Annotated in this window: 23 protein-coding genes, 1 tRNA gene and 1 pseudogene; 10 read left to right on the top strand and 15 right to left on the bottom strand. The window is 51.9% G+C overall.

Annotated features, from left to right (window positions below; genetic code table 11):
* The first annotated feature begins 138 nt into the window (after positions 1-138).
* The 9 genes and pseudogenes from DDA898_RS07260 to DDA898_RS07230 all read left to right on the top strand — a co-directional run bounded on the left by DDA898_RS07260 (position 139) and on the right by DDA898_RS07230 (position 9,775).
* Positions 139-3,252: a beta-galactosidase gene (locus DDA898_RS07260; RefSeq protein WP_038910713.1), complete on the top strand. Its 3,114-nt coding sequence runs from the start codon at positions 139-141 to the stop codon at positions 3,250-3,252.
* A gap of 199 nt (positions 3,253-3,451) precedes the next feature.
* Positions 3,452-3,527, top strand: a tRNA-Asn gene (locus DDA898_RS07255).
* 247 nt (positions 3,528-3,774) lie between these two features.
* A complete protein-coding gene (locus DDA898_RS07250) occupies positions 3,775-4,203 on the top strand; it encodes a hypothetical protein (RefSeq protein WP_038900769.1) in 429 nt (142 codons plus the stop codon).
* A 34-nt stretch (positions 4,204-4,237) separates the two neighbouring features.
* A pseudogene (locus DDA898_RS22780) lies at positions 4,238-4,545 on the top strand (phage integrase central domain-containing protein); the annotation flags it as partial.
* Positions 4,546-5,408: 863 nt separating this feature from the next.
* On the top strand, positions 5,409-5,588 hold the full coding sequence (locus DDA898_RS23100) for a hypothetical protein (protein ID WP_139348301.1): 180 nt from the start codon (positions 5,409-5,411) through the stop codon (positions 5,586-5,588).
* A gap of 52 nt (positions 5,589-5,640) precedes the next feature.
* Complete coding sequence (locus tag DDA898_RS07240) at positions 5,641-7,167, top strand: type 2 lanthipeptide synthetase LanM (protein ID WP_038910711.1); 1,527 nt, start codon at positions 5,641-5,643, stop codon at positions 7,165-7,167.
* Positions 7,145-7,999, top strand: a complete 855-nt coding sequence (locus tag DDA898_RS07235) for a hypothetical protein (RefSeq protein WP_038910709.1) — start codon at positions 7,145-7,147, stop codon at positions 7,997-7,999. The genes DDA898_RS07240 and DDA898_RS07235 overlap by 23 nt, the downstream gene beginning before the upstream one ends.
* Positions 7,999-8,328 carry a hypothetical protein gene (locus DDA898_RS23605; protein WP_236616712.1) on the top strand — a complete coding sequence of 110 codons (330 nt, stop codon included), beginning with the start codon at positions 7,999-8,001 and terminating at the stop codon, positions 8,326-8,328. The genes DDA898_RS07235 and DDA898_RS23605 overlap by 1 nt, the downstream gene beginning before the upstream one ends.
* Entirely contained in the window at positions 8,306-9,775 is a 1,470-nt protein-coding gene (locus DDA898_RS07230; RefSeq protein ID WP_236616711.1) for an ABC transporter ATP-binding protein, read from the top strand. Before DDA898_RS23605 ends, DDA898_RS07230 begins: the two co-directional genes overlap by 23 nt.
* A gap of 114 nt (positions 9,776-9,889) precedes the next feature.
* Here the strand turns inward: DDA898_RS07230 and DDA898_RS07225 are convergent, their stop codons facing one another.
* The 3 genes from DDA898_RS07225 to DDA898_RS07215 form a co-directional block, all read right to left on the bottom strand.
* Positions 9,890-11,089 carry a multidrug effflux MFS transporter gene (locus DDA898_RS07225; RefSeq protein WP_050570315.1) on the bottom strand — a complete coding sequence of 400 codons (1,200 nt, stop codon included), beginning with the start codon at positions 11,087-11,089 and terminating at the stop codon, positions 9,890-9,892.
* Positions 11,090-11,361: 272 nt separating this feature from the next.
* Positions 11,362-11,700, bottom strand: a complete 339-nt coding sequence (locus DDA898_RS07220) for a DUF1869 domain-containing protein (protein ID WP_033111737.1) — start codon at positions 11,698-11,700, stop codon at positions 11,362-11,364.
* Positions 11,701-11,710: 10 nt separating this feature from the next.
* Positions 11,711-12,043, bottom strand: a complete 333-nt coding sequence (locus DDA898_RS07215; RefSeq protein WP_013317211.1) for a TehB family protein — start codon at positions 12,041-12,043, stop codon at positions 11,711-11,713.
* A gap of 388 nt (positions 12,044-12,431) precedes the next feature.
* On the opposite strand from DDA898_RS07215, the gene DDA898_RS07210 reads away from it, so the two are divergent.
* A complete protein-coding gene (locus DDA898_RS07210; protein WP_013317210.1) occupies positions 12,432-13,022 on the top strand; it encodes a flavin reductase family protein in 591 nt (196 codons plus the stop codon).
* Positions 13,023-13,163: 141 nt separating this feature from the next.
* On the opposite strand, the gene DDA898_RS07205 is transcribed toward DDA898_RS07210, so the two are convergent.
* From DDA898_RS07205 to ftsI, 12 genes are all read right to left on the bottom strand, one after another.
* On the bottom strand, positions 13,164-13,649 hold the full coding sequence (locus DDA898_RS07205) for a YjjA family protein (protein WP_013317209.1): 486 nt from the start codon (positions 13,647-13,649) through the stop codon (positions 13,164-13,166).
* A gap of 300 nt (positions 13,650-13,949) precedes the next feature.
* On the bottom strand, positions 13,950-14,849 hold the full coding sequence (locus tag DDA898_RS21705; RefSeq protein WP_050570222.1) for a helix-turn-helix domain-containing protein: 900 nt from the start codon (positions 14,847-14,849) through the stop codon (positions 13,950-13,952).
* 73 nt (positions 14,850-14,922) lie between these two features.
* Positions 14,923-16,449: a DHA2 family efflux MFS transporter permease subunit gene (locus DDA898_RS07195; RefSeq protein WP_038912476.1), complete on the bottom strand. Its 1,527-nt coding sequence runs from the start codon at positions 16,447-16,449 to the stop codon at positions 14,923-14,925.
* A 10-nt stretch (positions 16,450-16,459) separates the two neighbouring features.
* Positions 16,460-17,638, bottom strand: coding sequence for an HlyD family secretion protein (locus DDA898_RS07190; RefSeq protein WP_038910706.1), 1,179 nt, complete (start codon positions 17,636-17,638; stop codon positions 16,460-16,462).
* 14 nt (positions 17,639-17,652) lie between these two features.
* Positions 17,653-18,123 carry a MarR family transcriptional regulator gene (locus DDA898_RS07185; protein ID WP_038910705.1) on the bottom strand — a complete coding sequence of 157 codons (471 nt, stop codon included), beginning with the start codon at positions 18,121-18,123 and terminating at the stop codon, positions 17,653-17,655.
* 205 nt (positions 18,124-18,328) lie between these two features.
* Entirely contained in the window at positions 18,329-19,090 is a 762-nt protein-coding gene (locus DDA898_RS07180) for an ABC transporter ATP-binding protein (protein WP_050570221.1), read from the bottom strand.
* 3 nt (positions 19,091-19,093) lie between these two features.
* Entirely contained in the window at positions 19,094-19,906 is an 813-nt protein-coding gene (locus tag DDA898_RS07175) for an ABC transporter ATP-binding protein (RefSeq protein WP_038910704.1), read from the bottom strand.
* Between the two features lie 6 nt (positions 19,907-19,912).
* Complete coding sequence (gene opp1C, locus DDA898_RS07170) at positions 19,913-20,812, bottom strand: nickel/cobalt ABC transporter permease (RefSeq protein WP_038910702.1); 900 nt, start codon at positions 20,810-20,812, stop codon at positions 19,913-19,915.
* A gap of 2 nt (positions 20,813-20,814) precedes the next feature.
* On the bottom strand, positions 20,815-21,747 hold the full coding sequence (gene opp1B / locus DDA898_RS07165; protein ID WP_038910701.1) for a nickel/cobalt ABC transporter permease: 933 nt from the start codon (positions 21,745-21,747) through the stop codon (positions 20,815-20,817).
* A 72-nt stretch (positions 21,748-21,819) separates the two neighbouring features.
* On the bottom strand, positions 21,820-23,394 hold the full coding sequence (gene nikA / locus DDA898_RS07160; RefSeq protein WP_201765887.1) for a nickel ABC transporter substrate-binding protein: 1,575 nt from the start codon (positions 23,392-23,394) through the stop codon (positions 21,820-21,822).
* Positions 23,395-23,478: 84 nt separating this feature from the next.
* Positions 23,479-24,276 (bottom strand): class I SAM-dependent methyltransferase, encoded by a 798-nt coding sequence (locus DDA898_RS07155; protein ID WP_081639226.1) that lies wholly within the window; start codon positions 24,274-24,276, stop codon positions 23,479-23,481.
* Between the two features lie 218 nt (positions 24,277-24,494).
* Complete coding sequence (ftsI, locus tag DDA898_RS07150) at positions 24,495-26,192, bottom strand: peptidoglycan glycosyltransferase FtsI (protein WP_050570314.1); 1,698 nt, start codon at positions 26,190-26,192, stop codon at positions 24,495-24,497.
* Positions 26,193-26,588: the final 396 nt, after the last annotated feature.

The following is a 26,588-nucleotide window of genomic DNA, read 5'->3' as shown; positions in this document are numbered from 1 at the left end:
CCGGCGCCCTTGCGCTTTACTCACGCGCGGCAAGCCGCGATCCTGCCAGTAAATTGTGAGCGGATAACAAATCCTGTTCATCCGCCTGTCAGGCGCTTTCAGCCATTCACTTTCAGCCAATAAAGGAAAGCCTGCTTTATGTCCACTGCTTCCGCTTATGCTCCTCTATCCGACATCTCGCTGGCGGATATTCTGGCCAGACGTGACTGGGAAAATCCGGCTTGCCCCCATGTTCGCCGGCTGGACGCACACCCGCCGTTTTCCAGCTGGCGCGGCCTCGACGCAGCCCGTGACGACCAGCCTTCCGATCGGCTTCAGCGGCTGAACGGCGCATGGACCTTCAGCTATTTCCCACGTCCGGAAGCGGTACCGGAACAGTGGCTGACGCAGGACCTGACCGACGCTGATGCTATTACCGTGCCGTCCAACTGGCAGTTAGCGGGTTACGACGCGCCGATTTACACCAACATCAAATACCCGATACCGGTCAACCCGCCGTTCGTCCCGCAAGACAATCCCACCGGTTGTTACTCGCTCACATTTTCAGTTAACGCCGACTGGCTGACGCAGGGCCAGACCCGCATCGTGTTCGACGGCGTCAACTCCGCCTTTCACCTGTGGTGCAACGGCAAATGGGTCGGCTACTCCCAGGACAGCCGGCTGCCGGCGGAGTTCGACCTGACGCCCTACCTGCAGCCGGGAGAAAACCGGCTGGCGGTGATGGTGCTGCGCTGGTCTGACGGCACCTATCTGGAAGATCAGGACATGTGGCGCATGAGCGGCATTTACCGCGATGTCTATCTGCTGCACAAACCGGCGGTGCATCTGCGCGATGTGCAACTCACCACCCCGCTGCGCCACAGCTACACCCAGGGCACGCTGTGCGTAACAGCGCAGGCCAACCTGCCGGAAGATCAGGCGCAGGCGTGGCAACTGACTGTGCAACTGTGGCGCGACGGGCAACTGGTGGGTGAACGCCGCGCGCCGTTTGGCACGCCGGCGATCGACGAACGCGGCGCCTATCACGACCGGGTGAACCTGCAAATAGAGGTGGAGCGGCCTGCGCTGTGGAGCGCGGAAGAGCCCAATCTGTACCGGGCGGTGGTGGCGCTGGAACACGCCGACGGCACGCTGGCGGAAGCGGAAGCCTATGACGTCGGCTTTCGCGAGGTCGCTATCCGTAACGGCCTGCTGCTGCTCAATGGTCAGCCACTGCTGATTCGCGGCGTCAACCGCCATGAACATCATCCGCAACGTGGTCAGGCCATCGACGAAGCGACCATGCGGCAGGATATTCTGTTAATGAAGCAGCACAACTTCAACGCGGTGCGCTGCTCCCACTACCCCAATCATCCGTTGTGGTATCGGCTGTGCGACCACTACGGTCTGTATGTAGTAGACGAAGCGAATATCGAAACTCACGGCATGCAGCCGATGAGCCGCCTGTCCGACGACCCGCGCTGGCTGCCGGCTTACGCCGAGCGGGTTACCCGCATGGTACAGCGCGACCGCAACCATCCCTGCATCATTATCTGGTCGCTGGGCAACGAGTCCGGCTACGGCCCAACCCACAGCGCGCTCTACCAGTGGGTGAAACAGCAGGACCCAAGCCGGCCGGTGCAATACGAAGGCGGCGGCGCCAACACGCCCGCCACCGATATTCTGTGCCCGATGTACGCCCGGGTGGATCAGGACCAGCCGTTCCCGGCGGTACCGAAGTGGTCGATAAAAAAATGGATCGGTCTGCCGGGAGAAAACCGGCCGCTGATCCTGTGCGAATACGCGCACGCCATGGGCAACAGCTTTGGCGGATTCGACCGTTACTGGCAGGCGTTTCGCCAGCATCCGCGTCTGCAAGGCGGCTTTGTCTGGGACTGGGTGGATCAGGCGCTGCTACGTGAGCAGGATGGTAAAACGCACTGGGCCTACGGCGGCGATTTCGGCGATAAACCCAACGATCGTCAGTTCTGCCTCAACGGTCTGGTGTTTCCCGACCGTACGCCGCACCCGGCGCTGTATGAAGCCCAGCGCGCCCAGCAGTTTTTCCAGTTCACCCGCCATGAAAGCGCCCCGCTTACGCTGACCGTCACTAGCGAATACCTGTTCCGTCATAGCGATAACGAGGAACTGCGCTGGCGCATCATGCAGGATGACGTGCAACTGGCGTCGGGCGTGGTACCGCTTACTGTCGCTCCGCAGGGCTGCCAGACACTCACTCTGCTTGATCAACTGCCTGCGCCGCAACACCACGCCGATATGTGGCTGACGGTGGAGGTGGTTCAGCCGCACGCGACCGACTGGTCGCCCGCCGAACACCGCTGCGCCTGGGATCAATGGCCGTTGCCGATGCCGCTGGCGCATTCAGCGCCACACCGCGACGACGGTGCCTGTCCAACCCTGACTCGGGATGATGACCATTTCGATATCATCCACGACCAGCAACGCTGGAGCTTCGACCGACGCAGCGGTCTGCTGACGCAGTGGTGGCGCGACGGGCAGCCGCAGCTGTTAAGCCCGCTACAGGACAATCTGACGCGCGCGCCGCTGGATAACGACATCGGCATCAGCGAAGTGGACCGTATCGACCCGAACGCCTGGGTGGAACGCTGGAAGCTGGCCGGACTGTACCAGTACCAGACCGACTGCCGGCAGATCCGCGCCGACACGCTCAGCGACAGCGTGCTGATCACCACCGAACACGTCGGTCATTACCAGCAACAGACGCTGTTCATCAGCCGTAAACAGTGGCGTATTGACGCGCAAGGCGTGTTGACGGTCAGCGTAGAGGTAGATGTTGCCCGTCACCTGCCGCCGCTGGCGCGCATCGGCCTCTGCGGCCAACTGGCGGCGGTCAACCCACAGGTAAGCTGGCTGGGCCTTGGCCCGCACGAAAACTACCCCGACCGCCGCCTCGCCGCACTGCACGGCCGCTGGCAGCAACCGCTGGAGGCGATGCACACGCCGTACATTTTCCCGTCGGAAAACGGCCTGCGCTGCCACACCCGGGAATTGCGCTACGGCGACTGGCTTATCGAGGGCGATTTCCATTTCGGCATCAGCCGCTACAGCCTGCAACAGTTGATGGATTGCACCCACCAGCATCTGCTGCAGCCGGAGCCGGGCACCTGGCTCAATCTCGACGGCTTCCACATGGGCATCGGCGGCGACGACTCCTGGAGCCCGAGCGTCGCGCCGGACTTCCTGTTGACCGCCCCGCGCTACCGTTACCAGTTGCAACTGCGGTTGCAATAACCCCGCCGGGCCGGCAGCATCGCGCGACTGCCGGCCCGCTGTTTTACCACCGCGACATAACGTAAAACGCAGTTCAATCAAGACGATCGTGTGAAAAAGTCGAGATATTGCGCACTCCCTCGCCAAACGCGTCAAAAATGTGGTTTACACCTTTGACATGCACGGCAGACCTCGTTATTATGCGCCCCGTTCCAACGATTCCTCTGTAGTTCAGTCGGTAGAACGGCGGACTGTTAATCCGTATGTCACTGGTTCGAGTCCAGTCAGAGGAGCCAAATTTATCAAGGGGTTGCGTATGCAGCCCTTTGCATTTCAGAATACTTTCAGAAAACCATTTCAGAATATCTTTTTCGATACATTGCGTAAAAATCGAGTCTGACACTTTCATGCAAAAGTATCATACCTATCCCAGTATGCTGTCTCGATGGCCTCCCAGTTCTGTGTTGCCATATTAATTTTCCTATTAAGTTTTTTTTGTTTGTTGCAGATTAGATTTAATAACCTTACAAAACATGGCTTCCTATGAAAATTCAGATACTCATCCCCGCTCTTGCATTTTTCATTTCAAACGCTAGCAATGCCGCCAGTGAGTTTCCAGAGCTATGCCCAACAGTAACTTTCGAAGCATTTGGAGAACCTAAGCAGACAGTAAAGGAGTGTGGCGACCCAAATGAATCTTTCTGGTTGCTGGTTGAAATCAACGGAAAACCGTTCCCACCTCAGGGAATAGGCCTTGTTGTCCCACAAACTCACTATGCACAGAGCAATGGAAAATCGGAGTTACTTACGCTCCAGGTTAAGAAGGAAAATCAGGAATATACTGTTCGTTTTCAGGCTGTGCGCAATGAGAAGACGTTTAACTGGGCTGGCGTCATGATACCTGGTGAGGTACGCTCACTGACTTTGAATGGAAGCCCCGTCAAGATAAGATTTTCTCGCCAAAAAACTTAAAATTAAATTTGCGGTCTTATATCAGTGTTGCTGACATGTTAGTGTGGACTGGCATAAGCGCAACCGGACATGGCCAGAGAACCATGCCGTTCGTCTGCTTGCCAGCACGAACAACCATCTCTTTCCGGTCATCGGGCACCAGCCCGTCACGGAGCTGAAACCCCGCCATTTCATCGACCTGCTGAAAGGCATAGAGAAAAAAGGCTTGCTGGGAGTGGCGTCCCGTACCCGGCAGCACCTGTGCACCATCATGCGTTACGCATTACAGAAGGGGCGGGTGAAAACAGCGCTGCATTGAATTTGGCAGGTGTCGTGACCGGTAAGCGGATGTCTCCTTCGTTAATACCCAGAGTAGAGAAAATAGCCATCATGTTGCCTTAGTCTTCAGTAGATTGATTAATGGATAACCTTGAAGTAGTCCCCGTCAGTACAAGTGCTATTCTTTTAGTTAGCAATGCAATACGCCATGGCTGAAGTAAAGTGAACACCGAACAGCCGTGAAGCTGACTTGAAACCAGATACAGTAATTATGCCAATTAACGGTCTTTCCCTGAGAATGAATCAAACATTATTGCGAACTAAAAATTCATTATAATTTTATTAAACAAACATTAATATTCAGTTAAAGATCGAGCATTTCTGTATAATTCTTTCCGAACACATTGAACAAACTGTAGTTTATCATAGACATTAGTACATCCAGAATGTCCGCTACATAAATCAATCTGCTCGATATTTTATCGCTCCCAATAAATAACTTTCATCAAAATAAATTATTACCATAAGTAAATTTATTTACTTGTGCTAAAGAAAAAATTCCCAAATCTGATATATGTTACTGTCCGTGCAATGAATAATCGCTTAATGTCCCTTCATTAGATTTTTAATCTTTCACTTAATTACCATAATTTCACACCCTCAATAGGGGTAAAATATGAAACAAAACATGAATAGTAAAAATGCATATTGTTTGCACATAATGAAAAAACATTAGAGATCATAGAAAAAGAAACTATACATAAGAACAAAAAAACTCAAATCACTGGAAAATAAAAAATCAAATTACCATCAGATGATTTATCAGAGACAGATCACATTTTAATCTATTATTCCCATTTTATGCTTTCTCCGTGTACACAAAAGTTGTATCTCGCGAAGACATTTTTATCCACTTACATAGTAATTGACAAAATCTGAGGTAACAAATGGAACGTATTATCGAAGTAGCACCGAGTAAGATCTCCGATATTCGCGGTTATATGGCTAATAGTGGTGTTGACTGCGCCAGTGGTACCTGCGACTGCGGAGGTGGTGGTATTAATATCTCCTCGGAAGAAGTACTAATCAAAGAGCTTCAGGAAATTACTGAAGAATTCTTTAATTGATAAAAAAGGGCGGCCATCGGCTGCCCTTTTTTAGGAAGAAAGGATAAGATGTATGCGCTACATACTGTCAGAACCATATCGTGCTTACCTCTATTTCCCATATCTAAGAAATTTTAACCAAAAGATGCAGCAGATGCTGACTGATTATGGTCTGCATCACCTCGATTTTACAGATGTATCATTGAGTATCTCTGAATCACTTGATCAAATCCACCTTCCTGATTTTGTTGTTAATTTCGATGAATGGCTGAAAACACAACCCGATTCACATTCAGATAGATATACTTCCTATTTCAAGAATGATGATAATTCCTGGCTACCAGGGCTAAGAAACAACAATCAATATATTAGTCAACTGGCAGAACATATCTGTGATACCACTATCGCAAACATAAATAATTTTCTTATCCGCTTGATCGAGGAACATAAGTTACTTATTGATATTTATAATTGCCCACCACTTTTTTCAACTCCGGGAAAGCTGTCTTTAGCTGCTGGTGACCGGCATGACAATGGACAACAACCAGTGATACTAGCCCTCGGAAGCTTCAAGCTTATTTACAAACCCAGAGATTCTGGCATTGAAAATGTACTTAATGAGATCTGCAACATTATCGGGTTAGCTAATGTCTGCCCTGTGACACTTAGTTTTAAAACACATTTGTGGCAGGAATTTGTCGAAAACAGGGGCCTGGATTCCAGCGTGGATGCAGCTAAAGTTTACAGAAGATACGGTAATATTTTAGCTCTAGCCGATCTTCTGAATATCAATGACTGTCATTTTGATAACTTCATTGTAGATGCTGGCACTGTATGGCTGATAGATCCCGAAACCAGCTTCCAGTATTTTTTTGATGACGCCCCGGAATTTGAACGTTCTATATATCAAAGCGGATTGCTTCAGAGCCCGGATGTTGTCAAGAATGGACTAGGGCATACATCAGCGCTTACCGCTGTCACCAATATATTTCAGTCTTTTACCTATCCTCACGCCATCCATGATGCGACTGAAAATATTCAGGTTCGATATGAGCGAGGATTTGCCAAACGGACACAAAATTTCCCACACTACCACGGTCTTCCGGTGAACGCTAAGAAGCATATTTCTGATGTAACAGAGGGATATACCGACACGTTTCTCAAATTAAAAAAAAACCATGCGAGAATAATTTCCCTCCTGAAAAACCACTCAGAAATTAAACCACGTTACCTCGTTCGCACAACAGCTTATTATCTACTTATCATTAACAAAATAATTCACCCAGAGACAAGCATAAATATCAAAGAAAAGCTACCAGCGTTAATTGATGAATTTTTACTCTACCCCGGTTCACACCCCAAGTTTCAGAGTCTTATATTATATGAAGTATCCTGCCTTACAAACTATGACATTCCTCTGTTTCATCTTTTTATTAATTCACGCAGTTTATTTGATGGAGAGAAAAACGAATTCCCTGATTTCTTCCCTACTACCCCTCTTGAACAGATTGACAGCTATTTTTCTCGTGATGAACGGTATTTATTAAGACAACATCACCTTATAGCGCGGAGTATGAATGTTGTATACAAAGCAGGCTAAAAAGCATATTTATTTTATTGGTCAGAACAGCCATGGTTCAGACGAGTCATGGGCGTTTCGGAATGCCTTTATACATAAGCTCCGAAGGGAGTTACGTAGCATAGTTCTTGTCGAATGTCCGACTATAGACCTGATTGTGTTTGCACTCAGACGCTTTAGAAAAATAAATACCGGGGACATGTCGTACCTTACATCGTCGGCGTACTGGTGGATGCGTTCTGAGGAGTTTGCAACTTTCCTCCGTGCTTTACCTGCAACATGCGTTATTGCGGGAATTGATTTACCTTTATCCACAACACTTCATGAAAATTATATTAAAAGTATTCGCTTAGTTCCTCTTGCTGAGCAGCGTCTGTTGATCAGTTTGCTGGAGTTTGATCGACAAAGTACATTAAGTATGACTGGAGCAACGCCGGAACAGCGTGAGACCGCTATGGCAGAGAAGATCGGGTTAGCTATCCAGCTTGGTTATGAATTAATTTTTGTCATCTGCCACAACTTTCATGCAACGCACACTTCATGGCTCCATTACCCTTCGCTCTGTCAGACTCTCGGAAATAAATTTCATGGAAGCATCGATATCACATCATACGGCGTGTTTTCTGAAAACATGACATTTCTGGCAACGCCAGATGGGCATTCACTATCAACACACTCTGTACGGCATGCGTGCAAAAAAATGGGTAACCAGACATACCGTGTAAAAATGATATCCTCCCTCTACAGAACGGAAACCAGGGATGCGATGGAGCTAATTCTGAATACTCCCCGACATTTTGATGAATTTGTCATTTTCCCGAACGGGAAATGCCTGACAATGGAGCTTTTCTGATGCAGAAGGTAAAAGAAAAACTGAATCTGGTGACCTATTCGCTTTCATTGCTATTCAGGAGATCACCATGGCTATCCACGCTGTTTATCATCCTCATTGCCCTGCAGGGGTTATTGCCTACCATGAGTGTGATGGCAAGCATCCGGCTCGGAAATATCATCAGTAGCCCGGATCATTCAGGTCTGATGACCGTGGCAGTATTCTGGGCACTGACATTTGTCTTCCCCGGTCGTGCTGGCTCCCATTATCAGTACTCTACAAAGCATACTGAATCAGCATGCCACCTATCTGACGCAACGAACTATTATGGAGGCAGCCTGCCGCATTGAAGACCTGAAAATTATCGAGAAACCGGACATACACGATAATCTTGAGGTTCTTTCAAGAGAAGCTGCTCACCGTCCGCTGAACCTTCTGGTTAATCTTGTTGATATATTTCGCGGCATACTAACGCTGTTGTCTTTGTCTCTGGTACTGGCTTCAGTTGTCTGGTGGTTTCCTCTGGCATTTCTTCTGCCGCTTATCCCGATCACTTTTACTGTTGCGCTTTCACAAATCGATATTTTTCGGGCTCTGCTGGGAAAAGGTACCGCTGCTCGCCTGATAAGGTATTATCTGGCTGTTCTACTTGATGTGAAGCTAGCTAAAGAGGTCAGAATTTTCCGTTCAGCATCATTTTTTTTCACCAAACACACGCAGGCATTCGAAGAGCTGGAAAATGAACTAAATCAGGTCAGACGCAAACAATTACTCAGACCCCAGCCATGGAATCTTTTATATCTGGCATCTATCCTGGGTGTTATGTACTGGTTTGTTGAATACCTTCAGGCAGGCAAAATTTCTGTCGGAGGGTTACTGGGCACCATACAATCAATTTCTTTCTTTGGTTTATCTTGCCAGTGGATGGTGTATTCCTTTGCTAATATCGGCGTCTGTTTTAGTTTCTTTGCTCGACTGCGAGAACTTGAAAGCGTTGCGCAGGAGAACAGCAACCCCCTCTCTGAGATACCTCCTCTAAATGAAATCAAGTTTGAAAATGTTTCCTTTTCTTATGAAAACGGCCACAACGTTCTCAGCAATATTAATCTAACGATCCATGCTGGTGACCATCTTTCTATTGTTGGTGAAAATGGCGCAGGTAAATCAACACTGATTAAGCTGCTCTGCCGTTTGTACCACCCCACATCCGGTCGTATTACCTGGAACGGGATTGATGTTGCCAGCATTGATATAAGGACATGGCACCGTTGCCTTAGTGCTATTTTTCAAGATTTTGGTCATTACAATATGACGGTGCAGGAGAATGTTACGTTCAGGAACAACATGAGTACGGTCGAGCAACAACGCTTTTTACAGACTTGTGAACAGGCTCAGTTCCCGCTGGAGATCCCCCATGATGCAACCAGTTTCCTCGGGAAAGAATATTCCGGTACAGAACTTTCTGGTGGTCAGTGGCAGCGCCTTGCACTGGCCCGTGCTCTGTTTTCTGACGGGGAATTAATCATACTTGATGAACCAACCAGCGCAATGGATCCGCGAGTGGAAACCGAGTTATTTGCTCGCTTTTCTGAACTTGTCAGGGGAAGAACATCCGTAATGGTCACACACCGTCTGAGTGCCGTAAAAAACTCCTCGCGGATAATTGTATTAAAACAAGGCGAAATTGTTGAAAGTGGAACACCAACTGAACTGGAGATAAAGCGAGGTGAATATTATGCCCTGCTGAATTTGCAGCGAAGCCAGTACGATTCCGGAGACGCACAGGTTGCCATCTAAAAGGAAAGAGACTAGTACTGTCCAGAGAGGATAAGTTCTCCCGTCCAATTAACTGAACAAAGAGGGCCGAAAACTCTACTTTACGCCGGTAATAAACAAAGGGAAGAGATCAAGCTAACCGCCCGTTTTCATTACTCGCGTAGTCAGCGCTATTACCGCGCTGATTACGGTAAATAAGGCGATTATCCAGGCCATCGTCCACGGCGTACCATCCCCCAGCAGGGCAAGCAGCAGGGAGGAAATAATGCCGCTACCGTACTGTAGCGAGCCGATTAATGCCGACGCGGACCCGGCAATGTTTGGCACGGCATCAAGCGCAGCGGCTGTCGATGTGGCGGCGATGATGCCGTTCATCGAAAAGAAAATAAACACCGCGACCACAATCAGAATAATTCCGCCGATGTTGAGTTTTGTGCCTATCGCCAGAACGAGTGAGGCGACGGCGGCGATCAGCACGGCAAATTTAAGCAACCTCTCAAGCGGGTAGCGTTGAACCAGACGGCGGTTCACGATGCTCATGCCCACCACGCCGACGATATTCAGCGCAAATAACCAACCGTAATGTTGTGGAACGACGCCGAAATAAGTGATGTAGACAAAGGCTGATCCGGTAATAAACGCATAGGCCGCGACATAATAGGACGTCAGGCATAAGGTGAAGCGCATGAAAGCCGTGTTCGTCAGCAGTGCATAATAGTTGCGAAAGGCGCTGGATAAAGAAGCCTTGACTCGTTTGTCCTCAGGTAACGTTTCAGGCAACCAATATAATGAAATGAACATGAGCAGACCAATCACCGCCAGCAACCAAAAAATCGAGTGCCATGACGTCATGTTGATCAATTGTCCGCCGAGCAGCGGACCGGCAATCGGCGCAATCGCCATAATGATTATTAGCGTAGAGAGCATTTGCGCAGCGCGGACACGGCTAAATAGATCGCGGATCATCGCGCGGGCCAGCATTGGCCCGGTGCACGCGCCCAGCGCCTGAAAAATACGCCAGAAAACAATTTGCGAAATAGTAGTAGAAAGCGCGCAACCCACGGAACCGACGATAAACAGCGCCATACCAATAAACAGCGGCACCCGACGCCCCCAGTGGTCGCTTAGTGGGCCCCAAATCAGCTGTGCAATGCAAAAGCCGATTAAAAAGCCGGTGATGGTCAGTTCCACATCACCTTGTAAATCCTTTCCCATGATTGGCATGGCAGGCAGGTAAATGTCTGTCGATAAAGAAGTAAACGCCATCAGGGCGCTGAGAATGGCAATAAAAAATAGCTCTGGGATTTTTTTCGATCGCATCTGAGGCTGAGTCATATCCGTCATTTAAACTTCGATTCTTTACGCTATATTACCGGGATTGAACCCGATGATAATCATGCGTTACAGAATAGGTTTATGAGTAAAACTCATGAATCAGGCATTACTGAGTAGCTCTCAGGTATTCAGGATAATGATACACAGCAGGAGCGAAACCATGGCCGTCGCGTAATAATAATTACCACGGAAATTAACCGAAAAATACCCCTTATATCCACTCCCACATCGAATGGAAATATAAGGAGTATTTATTACATCAACGCATCATGCTACCAACCGCAAACGTTAGTTTCCTCGTCCGACTCGTAGCCCCGCACAATATTGATCAGTTCTTTGACAGCATCAGCTGCAATAGCCGGGTCTTGCAGTTCAGAGAGGGTAGCGAAATCTTTATCCACTGACACGCCATTATTTTTATTGGTCACGGTCAGCAAAAAGTCTTTACCCTGCTTGCTAGTTTCCGACAGTTCGTCAATCAGCGCCGCAACCGCCTGATTCGCCACGTCCGGCACATATAACGACATGGGTTTAAGAAAAACCCGTTCTTTTTTTTCACTATTACCACGAGTAGATATTGCTAAGGAATACCCTTTATTTTCGCTTTCCATTACGAACACCTCAGCCTTCGATAAGAATTTTTGGATCGACATAAAAATCAACGTTAAATAACGTATCATCCGATAATGCTTCTATTCGATGCCACTTTTCCGGCGGGAATACACCGAATTGCCCGGCTTCTATCGTCAGCGTGTCGACAGGTTCGGGGCTGTTCTCATCAGCGTAGCCGTAATAACGGATAGCCCCCTGCATCACGCATAAACGTGGGTAAACGCCTTGTCGGGTACCCGCATCCAGATGTCGCTGCCAAATAGACGCAGGTGCCGTATCCTTGGTCCAAAACGGCGTGGTACGTGTATGAACATAATTAGCTGGTATTACGATTCGTTGCATGTTTTAACCTCATTTTTCCCAGTTTAAAAATGGCGGGAGGATAAAGTCATATGATGCATATCATATACCTCTTTTCGGCTTTGTGGATTATTTTTTTCTATATATTTTTCACAGTCACGCAACAGGCATGACAAGCCGATGCTGAGACATCGAAGCATATAAGCGCGTGTCATCTCAGTCATCCATATCGACAGCAAGTCGACAGGAATCGTCACGCCTTAAAAAATCACATTAAATGAACAAGGATTTTTCATAAAAATAACAACAGAAATCATTAATACCAAGCATGCATACCCTATGAATACTCAATTGTGGTTATTGTTAAAGGCAATCGAAAAGAGTAGAAATGGACGTCACATATACCTTCAAATAATGGGTTCTACGCAAAATGAAGAAGAATGTGAAATTAAATTCATTTTATTACGGCTTCCCGGTTTTTCTTGTTACCACGACAGATGTCCATAACGGGAATAGTAATATCGCCCCAGTATCCTCCTCGATCTCGCTTGGCGATAAAATTATTATCGGGGTTAGCAAAGGCAGCAAAACGTACAGTAATTTACTGTCAGGCTCCGATGCGGTCATAAATATCCCTGATTATAATCTTTGGGAGACAGTGGAAGCGATCGGTAAGCTGACGGGAAGCGATACGCTATCTGAAAGCCAAATCAAATGGGGCGTTCAGGTATGCCACGATAAATTCGCCAAAACCGGGCTTCACACGGAAAAATCGACGGAGATTACACCGCCGCGGGTGGTTGAATGTCCAATTCAGGCGGAATGCCGAACCGTAAGCACGACGGATAAAGGGCGTTTTATTCTCGTTGAGTTTGATATTCTGAATGTCTGGGTGGAAAGCCATCTATTGGGTCAAAACGATGCTATCGACTCATCAAAATGGAAGCCGTTGATATATAACTTCCGCGAGTACGATACCACCGGTGATGCGTTAGGCTTTAATTTTAAATACGGTCACTGAACATAACCAGAGTGCCAGCCCGGTATTAAACAGCATCGGCTACGCCACCCGGAATATTTATCTTCTGACCTTTGTAATATGTCGCGCGCTCGTTGTCCCGACCAGACGCTATCAGTGCCGCGTGCTGGTCGGATATTTCCGTCAGGAAATAAATTTCACGCCTTGCTTTAATACGATGTCGCACGCCTTGGTTTTGACTTTTTCCGCCAGCGGCGTATTGCCCAACGTATTCAGGTTTAGCTGTTTCCCCTCTCCCGTATTCAACAGACCGGTCAACCCTTGCATATAATCGGTCTGTTTCTGCTGCTCCTGTTGAGAGGTCAGGCCCAGTTTATTCAGCAACTGGTTTTTGATATTTTCGGTATTTGTCGCCGCAACCAGCTTCTGTTTCATACAGTATTCCAGAATACCTGCCGCATTGTTCATGCTGCCGGCGCTCAGCGATTGAGTTCCGCCATTCAGCAAGCCGGTCAGCCCGCTCAGGTTGCCAGATGACGCACCGTTCTGGCTTAACTGGTTGGCCGCGCTGGAAAGGGAATCCTGCCAGCTTGCCGCCTGAACGTAACTCGCGGCCGCCATCAGAGCGACCACACCCACGGTATTCACTACACGTTTGATTAATGTCATAACAGGCTTACTCTTTTGTGATCGAAAACTGCGATGCAGTATACCTTCACCTCAGTCTGCCACCATCCGATAAAACTGAAACAGCGCGCTGAAAAAGTAGCCATATTAGAGCTTGAGCGCGCAACAATCGTCATGGGCACAGCCGGTTTGGACACGGGAGTCGTTGAGGATGTCGGGCTTTGCCCAGGTTCAAAATGGTAAGTGAAGTAGCCCTGAACGGATATCCCCGTCATGCTTCAGGTTGCAGGACAACACGCCAGCGTGTTGTCCTGCAACTTAAAGTATTTAGAGTATAGACTCTTATTTGCGATCAAACGGGATATAGTACTCGACTTCAAAATAATCGGTATCGATCCTGCCCTGTGCGCTTTTTTTACAGCGGATGACTTCAAGCTCGCCGCCATTCATACGGGTATAAGCCTGGCCGGGTAAAATATGATGATAAATCGTTTTCAAAAACGATTTATATTCCGTCATATCTCCGGCAAACATAAAGCGCAGATAGCGTTCCGTAGCTGCTGGCGTCTGCGTTGAAACATTGTCAGCATCAACGTCGTTATGCGGGTCGACGGCGCTAATGTGATACGCCACCCGCACATGACGGTTAACCCGATTCGCGTCCGGAATAAAGGTTGAAAAAAAATAAATAACCACATCCGGGCCACCATATTGGCGGCTTGTCCGCTCCCACAATGTTACTCTTTGCGGGATGTCGATCGCCGAAATAAAATCATCAATACTTTGGGTATGCTCAAAAAAATAGGTATCCGTCGGCACGACCGGCAGATCAACCACTTCGGGAATCGGCAGCCAGTCCACACTGGCGCCTAACGACGGTTGCAGACCGGAGAAATCCCAACCTGGCGCTTTGCGATAATGACCGGGCGACATCCCGAACTGTTTTTTAAAGGTCCGGGTAAACGACTGCTGGGAATCAAAACAATAACGTAACGCCACGTCCTGGATGGTTTGGCTGGTCAGTTTCAATTCAATCGCCGCTTTGCTCAACCGCCGGCTGCGAATATACGAGCCCAGCGAAACGCCGGTTTCCTTCTTGAAGATGCGCTGCAAATGCCACTTGCTATAGCCCGACTTCGCGGTGACGTCATTGATCATCAGTGGGCTTTCAAGGTGGTTCTCTATCCAGCCAACCAGATCGGCAGTAAATCTCACCATAGATGGCATCGTTGATAACATCATTGCAAAATCCTCCTTACTGACTACCAGGAACACTCACACACACCCGCCGAATCGGCATCGGCGGTCGTACAGCCTAATGTCCGGCGGCGGCCGGCCCTGCTGTGGTAAACGGCGGTTTGGCGAACCAAATAATCACCACCAGCCCCATGAACCCCCAACCCAACAGATAGAAATAGTCGATGGTGGACGCCATCCACGCTTGCTGCTGCACCGTTTTGTCCAGTTGCGCCAGCGTGGTCTGGCCGATGCCGCCCATCTGGTTGAGGTAATCCACCGCCGCCGGGTTGTAGACGGACACACTTTCGCTCAGCACCGCGTGGTGATAGATCTCGCGACGTGACCAGATCCAGGTGGTCAGCGACGACGCGAATCCCCCGCCCAGCACACGCAGGAAGGTCGATAGCCCGGAGCCTTCCGCCACATCCTTGTCGTGCAGGTTCGACAGCAAAATAGACGTCAGCGGCACAAAGAAAAACGCCACGCCAATCCCCATAAACAGCTGTACGCCGGCTATCGTCATGAAATCGACATCAATGGTGAACCGGGCACGCATCAGGCACGACAACCCCATGATCACAAACGACAACGTGGCAAGCAGGCGCAAGTCCACCCGGTTGCCGTAACGGCCGATAATCGGCGTGAGCAGCATCGGCAACATCCCCATCGGCGCGGCCGCCAGCCCCGCCCAGGTCGAGGTGTATCCCATCCAGGTTTGCAACCACTGGGGCAAAATCACGTTGATGGCGAAAAACGCGGCGTAGCCGAGCATCAGCGACAGCGTACCGATAGTAAAATTCCGGTCGGCGAACAGCCGCAGGTTAACCAGCGGCTCGCGCTCTCCCAGCTCCCAGATCACAAAGGACACCAGCGCGATGGCGGAAATCACCGACATCGTCACGATATCCGTGGAGGCAAACCAGTCCAGGTCGTTGCCTTTATCCAGCACGACCTGCAACAGGCCAACGCCGAGAACCAGTAGCCCGATACCAACATAATCGACGCGGGCGCGCTCCGTCGCGTCCTGCCAGTCGCGCAGCTGTGCCATCACCACCCCGGCGGCAAACAGGCCGATCGGTACGTTGATGTAAAAAATCCACGGCCAGGCGTAATTGTCGGTGATCCACCCACCGGTAATCGGACCGACAATCGGCCCCACCACCGTCACCATCGCCAGTAACGCCAACGCCATGTTGCGGCGCGATGGCGGGAAAATCATCAGCAGCAGCGTCTGGCACATCGGGTACATCGGCCCGGCGAAAAAGCCCTGCAAGGCACGGAAAACAACCAGCTCGGTCATGCTGCGCGAGAAACCGCACAGAAAAGAGGCCAGACTGAACAGCAGCACCGAAACGATAAATAACCGCCGCTGACCGACGATGCGCGCCAGCCAGCCGGTCAGCGGCAGGGAAATGGCGTTGCATACAGCAAACGAGGTAATCACCCAGGTGCTCTGATCCGAACTGACGCCGAGATTGCCGGCGATGGTCGTCAGCGACACATTGGCGATGGTGGTATCCAGCACCTGCATGAAGGTCGCCAGCGATATCGCCAGCGTCGCCAGTCCCGGATTCGGCGGTGTAAAAGCGGCTTTATCGTTCATCACCGGTGCCTCAGCCATGTGAGCTCACCAGCGGTTGACTGTTGTCGCTCAGAATTTTCGCCACCAGTTTATCGGCCTGCCGGAGCGGATCGTCGTACACATCGGTGCGATAACGCGGCGCGCTGATCGGTGCGGCCGGCAGCAGTTCGCCCTGCGTATTGTGCAGATCCACGCTGGCCTGCATCGACAGGCCGATACGCAGCGGGCGCTGTTTCAGTCCTTCCGGGTCCAGCGCGATGCGTACCGGCAGACGCTGCACGATTTTAATCCAGTTGCCGCTGGCGTTCTGCGCCGGCAGCAGGGAGAACGCACTGCCGGTGCCGATCCCCAGGCTCTGTATGGTGCCGTGGTATACCGTTTTGTCGCCATAGAGATCAGCCGTCAGGGTTACCGGCTGCCCCAGCCGCATGTGCAGCATCTGGCTTTCTTTGAAATTGGCGTCCACCCACACCTGATCGAGCGGCACGATCGTCATCAGGGTAGCGCCAGTGCTGACGCGCATCCCCACCTGAACCGCGCGTTTGGCGACATAGCCGCTGACCGGCGCGACGATGGCGCTACGCGCCCAATCCAGATACTTACTGCGTAGATCCGCCACCGCGTTTTTAATCTCGGGATGATCGTCCAGCACGGTATTATCGACCATCGCCTGATTGGTGCGCAGCGCCTGTTCGGCCGCGTCGAGCGCACTGCGGGCACTGTTGACCGCGTCCTGATAATGCGCCAGGTCCTCGGCGGAAATGGCACCCTTTGCCATCAGCCCCTTGCGGCGGTTGTAGTCGCCAACCGCCTGTTGCAACGCCACCTGTCTGGACGCGACCTGTGCCTGATAGTTATCAACGGTGCTGTACAGACCGCGCACCTGACGCACAACGCTGGCCAGTTGCGCTTCCGATTGCTGCAACGCGATCAGGGTATCGCTTGGGCTAAGCTGCACCAGCAACTGCCCTTTTTCCACATAGTCGCCATCGTCCACGCTGACCTGGGTTACCGTGCCGCCGACCTGCGGCGTCAGCGTGATCAGGTTGCCGCCCACATAGGCATTGTCGGTGGTTTCGTAAAAGCGCAGGTAAAGCTGGTAATAAGCCGCGCTGCCTGCCGCGACCACCAGCAACACCAGCAGCAGGATGGCGAATTGACGTTTACGGCGGCTGACGCGCGGAGCGGATGGCGTGGATGTCGTATCCATGGAAGCGGTGACCTTTATTGTGGGTAGGTTAAGTGAGAGGAATGGCGCGCTATCACCTCATCCGGCAACATTTTGATGAGCAACTGCATCAGCTGTTCCACTTCCTGATAAGTCAGGCGCGCGGTGGTTTGCGACAGGACAATCCGCATCCCTTCCCGTTCAAACTGCTGGAGGATCGCCAGCCCTTTTTCCGTCAGCGCCAGAATCACCTGCCGCTTGTCACTGGGGTTAGGCAACCGCAACAGCAGTTCCCGCTTCACCATCCGCTCGATCATGCGGCTAAGCGCACCGCCGTCCATCATCACGTTTTTGCTCACCTCCACCGGGCTGGTGAAGCCTTTATAGATACTCATCAAGACCTTGAACTGGGGCGCGGTGATGTCGCTGTCGGCAAAATAGTCATTCAGCAGGTTATCCTTGAACTGGTTTACCAGGTGGATAAGCAAGCCAAGCGGGTAGAGCATTTCATCGGATTTTTCATTCATCTCACAAGAACCTGACTAGGCATTAATTGAAATTGAAATTAATGCCTAGGCATCAAAATGTCAATCTCGATTCTTATGCACGCACGTTATCCTTCCCGGAACGCCAACGCGGCGTATCGCAGCGGACAGCGCCCGGTCCGGTGATTCTCTGGCAAAGTGAGTCGTGGCGATGCCGCGGTGAAGCGGCCCTGGGCAGGCATCAGCCTTAGCGAAAGGTCATTACCGCTTGCAGCAACGTGTTTGAGTAGGGATGGGACACCGTGGATAAATCGTTAACCGCGCAGGCTTCAATGATTTCGCCCTCACGGAAAAACATCACGTTGTTGCACAGATACGCCGCCGCCTGAATATCATGCGTAATAAACAGGCAGGAAAGGTTAAAACGTTTTTTCAGGTCGATAAGCAGATCCAGAATCTGCACCTGCGAGGACACATCCAGCGCGCTGATGGCCTCATCCAGAATAAGCAGTTGCGGGTTTGTCGCCACCGCCCGGCAAATACAGACGCGCTGAATCTGACCGCCCGACAATTCATGGACATAACGCCCGCGTATTTTCGGCGCTAAACCGGCCAGCGCTAATAATTCGCTGCTGTGACGATCCCGCTCGGCCCGGCTGATTATTCCCTGCAACATCAACGGCTCGGATAGCGCCTGATAAACCGTCATCAGCGGATTAATTGAAGAGGTATAATCCTGAAATACAGCGCTGATTCGGCGCCTTCTATTTTTGGGGGAGAAGACCGGCTCGCCCGCTAATAATATCGTCCCCCGGTCGGGCCGTTCCAGCCCGCTAATCAGGCGAGCCAGAGTACTTTTTCCGCCACCGCTTTCGCCGATAATGCCGAGGCAATCGCCGTGCTCAAGCGAGAACGAGACATTTTTTATCACCGTACGTTTTCTTTTCGAGAAAAAATGCCCGCGATTTTCCCAATAGCTTTTTTCAACCTGCCGAACATCAAGCAACATGCGTTATTTCCCCATGATCTGGTTGAAGGCCAGACTTAACCGTCTGCGCGTCTCGATCAGGCCGCGCGTATAATCCTGTTCGGGGTGGGCGAATACCCGTTCGGTTGCCCCCTGCTCAACGATCCGGCCGTCTTTCATCACCACCACGTACTGCGCCAGCGCCCTGACCAGCGCCAGGTCATGAGAAACAAACAGCATGGCGCTATCACCGCTTTTTTGCAGTTGGATAAACTGCTGCACGATTTGATACTGCGTAATGCAGTCGAGCGAGGTGGTCGGTTCATCCGCAATGATCAACGCCGGTTTTGATGCCAAGGCGATGGCAATCATCACCCGTTGCAGCATCCCGCCGGACAACTGATGGGGATATTTAGCCAGTAATTCAGCCGCATCCCGCAGCCCGACGTTTTCCAGCAGCGCATTAGCACGGTCACGACGCTGCGCGCCAGTCAACGGCGTATGCCGTTTTAGCGTTTCATCAAGATGGTTACCCACCGTATACAGCGGATCAAACGCGCTGACGGCATCTTGCATGATTAGCGCCATCTGTTTGCCGCGAATAGTCAGCCACGCTGTCGACGACAGACGTTGCAAATCGCGGCCTCGAAAAACCGTTTCGCCGCTGACGCGCAGCCAGGGCGGCAACAGGCCGAGCAGGCTTTTGCACAGCAGACTTTTTCCGCTGCCGCTCTCCCCCACAATCGCCGTACAGCAGCGTTCATGCAGCGTCAGATTAATATCGTTGAGCAGGACGCAGCCTGTGCGCGCATCGGAAACCGCGAGCCGGTTAATGTCCAGCAACACCGGCGGCGTCATCGTGGCCTACTCTTTGCTGTCGGCATAAGCGGTACTGTCAGCATAAGCGCTATTGTCGGCGTAAACCGTCTTGTCGGCATAAGCGGCGGGGTCCAGCGCGTCGCGCAAAAAATCGCCGACCACATGGCAGGCGGCGACCACTACGGCAATGGCGATGCCGGCGGGCAACATTTGCGTCGGGTGAGTCAGCATGACGTTTTTCGCCTCGCTGAGCATATTTCCCCATTCCGGCAACGGCGGCTGGGCGCCCAGCCCCAGGAAAGAGAGCGCGGAGATCATCAGTATCACGCTACCAATATCCGCGGACGCCAGAATAATCAGGTCGGCGGCGGCGGCCGGCAACAAGTGCCGGCGCATGACATAGACCGGAGGCGCGGCAATAATACGCGCGTAATTGACATAATTTTTACTGCCGTGCCGCAGCGTCATCCCTCTGACCATACGCGCATACCAGGCCCATTTCGCCAGCACCACCGCCAGCAGGATGTTTTGCATTCCCGGCCCGATAATCCCCACGATGGCAAAAATCATCACCTCGCCGGGAAAAGAGAGCATGGCGTCGCAGGCGCGCATTAACAATCCGTCGATTCTGCCTTTGAAATAACCGGCGATCAGGCCAACGATTGCGCCGGCCAGCACGGTCAACATCATGGCCGCGATGCTATAAAACACCGTGGTTCTCACGCCAAACACCAGACGCGAAAAAACGCACCGGCCCAGATTATCCGTACCGAGCGGATAGAGCAGGCTGGCGCCCTGATACTTGTGCCTGACCGACGTCAACGCCGGATCATGCGGTGCGATATACGGCGCGAAAACACCGACAATCAACACCGTTAGCAGCAACAGACCACACAGCAAGGCCAGTCGATCCTGGGTGATTTTTTTTCCGATAGCCCACGCCATACTTAACCTTCCCCCCTGATTCGCGGGTCAAGTTTGACCTGCAACAGGTCGGTCAAAAAATTACACCCCAGGAACAGCAGCGCCATCAGCAACATGTAGGCCTGAATCATCGGATAGTCACGATTGAAAATAGCCGAAAGGCACAGCCGGCCCACGCCGGGCCAGGCAAAGATATTTTCGATCACCACCGTGCCGGCAATTAATTTTGGGATGCTCATACCAATCGCCACCAAAGACGCGTGCAGGGAATTCACCAGCACATGTTTACCGATAATCAGCGGCGCCGGCAGCCCTCTCGCTCTGGCGTACAACACGTAATTTTGCCGCAAATTACCGATCATACTTCCCCGGATCAGCCGAATATAGGTGCCGATGTATCCCAGCATCAGGGTGCATGACGGCAAAATAACGGAGTGCGCGTCTTGCATGCCGCCGACAGGAAACAGGTTCATCTTGACCGCCAGTCCCCACAGCAACAGCAAGCCAATCCAATAATTAGGGATGGCGACCGTCAGGAAAACCAGGCTACGAACCACTTTGTCGAAAGGGGGATTTTCGGTTACCGCGCAGGCGATGCCCAACGTCAGCGACAGCGTGACGATCATCACCAGCGACACCGCGGCCAGATACAGCGTGGCGGGCAGCGCCTGCATAAATTCATGCCATACCGGCCGTCGGGTGATAAACGAGGTGCCGAAATCAACGTGCAGTACCTTCCAGAGCCAGAGTAAATAACGTTGAAGGAAAGGCCGGTCCAGCCCTAACTCCTGGCGCATCAGCTGCACCGCCTCATCGGTCGGCACGATTTCATTCACACGCAAGGCCACTTCAGCCGGGTCGGCAGGCACCAGATTCAGCAGCGAAAAAGCCACCAACGACATCACCACGGCCAGCGGCGCCGTCATAAATAATCGTTTGATGAAATATGCACGCATCAGCTCTGTTTTCCTGTGCATTTCCCCGACGCAGCGTTGGCAACACGCCCTGTCGGGAACATCGTTCGGCGATCAGAAATACATTTTCTCAAAGGGAATCTCATACTGTGATGAGTTAAACGACACCCCGTTCAGCGTGGGCGAATAGATAGCTTTGGTTTTTGAATAGGTTAACGGGATATACACCGCTTCATCAGCCAGCAGCGTGAATAACCGCGTATACCGTTCCTGCCGCCGTGTTTCATTCGGCGTCAGCAATATTTCGCCAATCAGGCTATCGATTTCAGGCTTGCGGCGTAATCCCTTCTGCGCCTGATAGTCGGCATGGGCGGGAATACGGAACGACGAAATATACGAAGCCGGGTCGTAAGGCGTTCCCCATGACAACGAATATTGCAGGTCAAAGTCGCCCGATTTTTGGCGGTCCAAAAACGCCTGCTTTTCTTCCCCCAGAATAGTCAGCTGCACGCCGATCTTTTTCAGGTCATCCTGAATTAGTTCGGCAATTTCCCTTTCCGCCGCGTTATTGCGGTTGTAAGACAGCATCAGCGTCAGCGCCTTGCCCTGCTTTTCCCGCACCGTCTTTCCCGCCGCCAGATGCCAGCCGGCCGCTTCCAACAATGTTCCGGCCTGCTGCGGATTAAACCGGTAAACCGGCAAATCGATATCGCAATAAGGCACACGGCGCGACATCAGGGTATCGGCCACGCTTTCGGTGTTATCCATAATCCCGCTGGCGATCGCCGCTTTATCAATGGCGTATTGCAACGCCTGACGCACCGCTTTATCCCCGGTGATGGGACGACCGCTATTCAGCACCAGCGCGCGGGAAGCGACCGGCGGGCTGATCAACGTCCGGTATTTTCCCGATGCCTGCAGCGCGGCAAAGCTGTCCATATCCAGCATATCGCCGTCCGCGCCGAAAATGAGCTGGATCTCTTCTTTTTGCAGCGCCATCAGCATCGACTGCCGATCGGGCATCACCCGCCACACCACGCTGTCAAGGCGCGGCCGGCCGCCCCAATAATTCGGGTTGACGACAAACCGCGCGTATTGATTGGTTTTATGCTCCGCCAGCAGCCAGGGGCCGGTTCCCACAGACCCCGTGATGCCGTTTTTGGTTTTACCGTCGATAAACGCGTTGGGCGACACAAAACGGAACGGTCTGGTCAGCCCCAGTTCGATTAGCGTCGGGTAATAGGGATTTTTGAGTGTGATTTCGACGCGATAGCGGTCCAGCGCAGTCACTTTATCGATCTGTTGCACCAGCTCAAGCCAGGCATGGCGCGGATAATTATCCAGCACCGCCTCTATGTTCTGTTTGACGGCCTCGGCCGTTAACGGCTCGCCATCGGTAAACCGAACATCGTGGCGTAAATTGAAAATATACTGTTTGCCATCGGGCGATATCGTCCAGCTTTCCGCCAGCCAGGGTTTCACCCCCTCGGGCGTATTCATAACCAGCGACTCGAACACCATATTCTGGGCGGCCATTTCACCGGCATAAAGATGAGGATTAATATCACGAATATCTTTGGTGCTGGCGTACACCAGTTGATTATCCGCAGCGCCGGCGTACACCGAAAATACGCCGGAGAACAGGCACAGTATTAACACCGCCAGTGTGATTGGCCGTATCCCAAACATCACCCTTCCCCTGAAAAAATAAACAAGAAACGCCAACGCACCTGCAACGTGAAGTATGACGGGTAGTATGACGGGTATAGCGGTCTATTTTTCCGCAACCACCATAAACATCGGCGTCGACGCGTAGTTAATTTTCTCTTCGTCATCCCAGAGGTTTTCGGCAATATTTTCATCGATGAAAACCTGATTAAAACCACACGCCAGCAGAGAGTGACGATCCCACTCCGGGCGTATTTCCCGGCTTAACGGCAGCGCTCTGGCAATATTCTCCATCGCTACCGTGTCCGTGTTAGCATAGTGGTCATTAATCTTCAGGCGACGGGCATTCTGCCGATCGCGCAAATAGCCGTCGCGCGCCTCGGCATCAAAAAGATGGGCGTACCAATTAGCATCGAAATTAATCAGACGACCGCCGGGAGCTAATACCCGCCGCCACTCCTGATAGGCCGCCTGCGGTTGTTTCAGATTCCAGGTGACATTGCGCGTCACCAGCACATCGAAATGGTTATCCGGGAACGGCAACGTATGCACATCCGACGCCACAAAATTGATATCAACGCCATAAACATCGGCATTATTTTTGGCTTGCACCAGCATGCCGGGCGTTGCATCCACCGCGGTAACATTATGCCCCGCCATCGCCAGCGTGACGGCGAAAAAACCCGGCCCGGCGCCGACATCCAATATATTCAACAGCGGCTTTTTCGGGGCATGATGTAAAATAACATCCTGCCATAACCGGCGCTTGTCGCCTGCTAATTCAGCGACGTTAACATCGTTATATCCTTCCGCTCTCTTGTTCCAGTAATGCTTTACTTCATTGAGTAAACCATCACTCGCTATATCATCCATGACCCTGTCATTCATTATTAATTGCGCCACAACGGGTAACCCCTATTATTACGACAAATTAACCTCAACAAGAAAAATCATGCGGGCATATACATCGCGAGGGAATAGTACACCGCGAAAGAAATACGTACTCGCCTCGCGTATGAACTTTTATAAAAACATCACACTTCATTGAGGTAGATCATGAAAGCTATTAGGTACGCGCCAGCGCCGACAAATCCGCTTGCCGGCGCCGCTAACAGCAAGGATTATTGGGTGAGCGCGTCTGGCGGAATATCCATGTGGCGCAGCACATCCCCCATGATGTGACCGAAGACCGGGCCGGCGACCGAGCCGCCGAAGTGTTTGCCAGCGTCGGGATGGTTGATCATCACCACCAGCGCTACCCGCGGCTGACTGGCCGGCGCTACCCCGGCGGTGTAGTTGACGTAACCGCCGTCGTATTTGCCGTCGGCGCCCATTTTCTCGGCCGTACCGGTTTTAATCGCCAGGCGGTAGCCGGGGACGGCGGCCGTTACCCCGCTACCGCCGGGCAAGGCATCGCTCTCCATCATATGCACCACCGTCCTCGCCACATCTTCGTCGATCACCCGGGTGCCGATGACCGGCGGCGTCACTTTGGTGATGGACACCGGGCGATAAACGCCGAAGGAGCCGATGGTGGCGTACTCGCGCGCAATCTGCAGCGGCGTGACGCGCAGCCCATATCCGAACGCAAAGGTCGCGCGCTCAATATCGGACCACCGCTCGCGGTGCAGCGGGAAATAACCGCTGGTTTCGCCCTCGATCCCCAACCCGCTGGCAACGCCAAGCCCAAAGCGATGATAAAGATCGACCAGCACATTTGCCGGCATCGCCAGTGCAATGTGGGATACCCCGATATCGCTGGATTTTTGCAAAATGCCGGTGATGGTCAGCCGGCTCCAGTGCCCGACGTCTTTAATCAGGTGCCCGTTCACCGGATAAGGCGTGGTATCGATGACCGAATCGGGCCGGATCAGATGACGTTGCAACCCTGCCATCACCACCAACGGTTTAACGGTCGACCCCGGTTCAAAACTGTCCGACATCGCCACATTCCGCATGTTCTTCTGCGGCTCGCCTTCGTAATGATTGGGATTGTAGGATGGGTAGCTGGCCATGCCGAGGATCTCGCCGGTGTTAACGTCAATCAGCACCGCGGCACCGGAATCGGCCTTGTTCAGTTGTACGCCGTCACGCAGGTGCGAATAGAGAACGAACTGCAGATAACTGTCGATACTCAGGGTCAGCGTCGGCGCCTGCTGTGCCGGATCGTCGGCCATCAGGCTGACCACGTTGCCGTAACGATCTTTGCGGTAAACCCGTAACCCCGGCTTACCCTGCAACAACTTGTTGAAACTGCGCTCAATGCCGTCCAGCCCCTGTCCATCCAGCCCGACGATGCCGATGAGGTTGGACACCGCGTCGCTCATCGGGTAATAGCGGCTGGCATCGTTCGGGGTCGAGATGCCGCCAATGTGCAATTGATGCACGTAGTCGGCGATCCCGGCCTCAACCTGACGCGAGATATAGAGAAAATGGCGGTGAGCATTCTCCTGAATCTTGTCTTTAATGGCGCTGAGCGGCAGCGATAATGCGGTGGACAGCGCGCTCCATTGCGCACCGGCGAGCGTCGGGTCGCTCTCCAGCACATGCACCGGATCGGCCACCACGTCATTGGAGGCCACGCTGACCGCCAGCGGGTGGCCGTTGCGATCGGTGATGCTGCCGCGCAACGGCTGCATCACCAGTTCGCGCAGCGAACGCTGATTGGCTTCTTTCTCCAGTTGCAGGCTTGCCACCACCTGCAAATACCCGACGCGGGCCATCAATAGCACCAGGCAAACGCAGATACCGACACACAACAAAACAAAGCGACCCTGAAAATAGGTCACACCCACACCTGTAGAATGTCTTTTAAGCATAAACCGCGCCAACTGAAATAAGGCTGCGTCCCGCGGTGAAATGATCACCAGCGGCTATCACGCCGCCTTCACGGACGCAGCCCAGGGTAAAGATATTGATTCATCGTGTGGCCGCACTATAAATGACATCGGCAAACGGTGCAGAAGCAGGAAACATTCCTACGTAATTCATTAATCATTGAAATGAAAGATACAGTTGAAAACAACCGCTGCCGGAAAAGCGTACGTTGCATCAGCGCCGCAAGCGCCGTGTCATGACGACACATGCTGTGCTCTGCCGCCCGGTCTACCGGTCGGTTTGCCGTAGCTTGCCCTGCATACCTGGCGTTAACAATTGCTTTACTTATTAATCTTCGCGGTTAAATAGCCATTATCTATCACAATATTCATGTAATT

It is taken from the genome of Dickeya dadantii NCPPB 898 (assembly GCF_000406145.1).
GTDB classification, from domain to species: Bacteria; Pseudomonadota; Gammaproteobacteria; order Enterobacterales; family Enterobacteriaceae; genus Dickeya; species Dickeya dadantii.
Note: the sequence above shows the minus strand (reverse complement) of the source record. Positions and strands in the feature narration are given on the sequence as shown.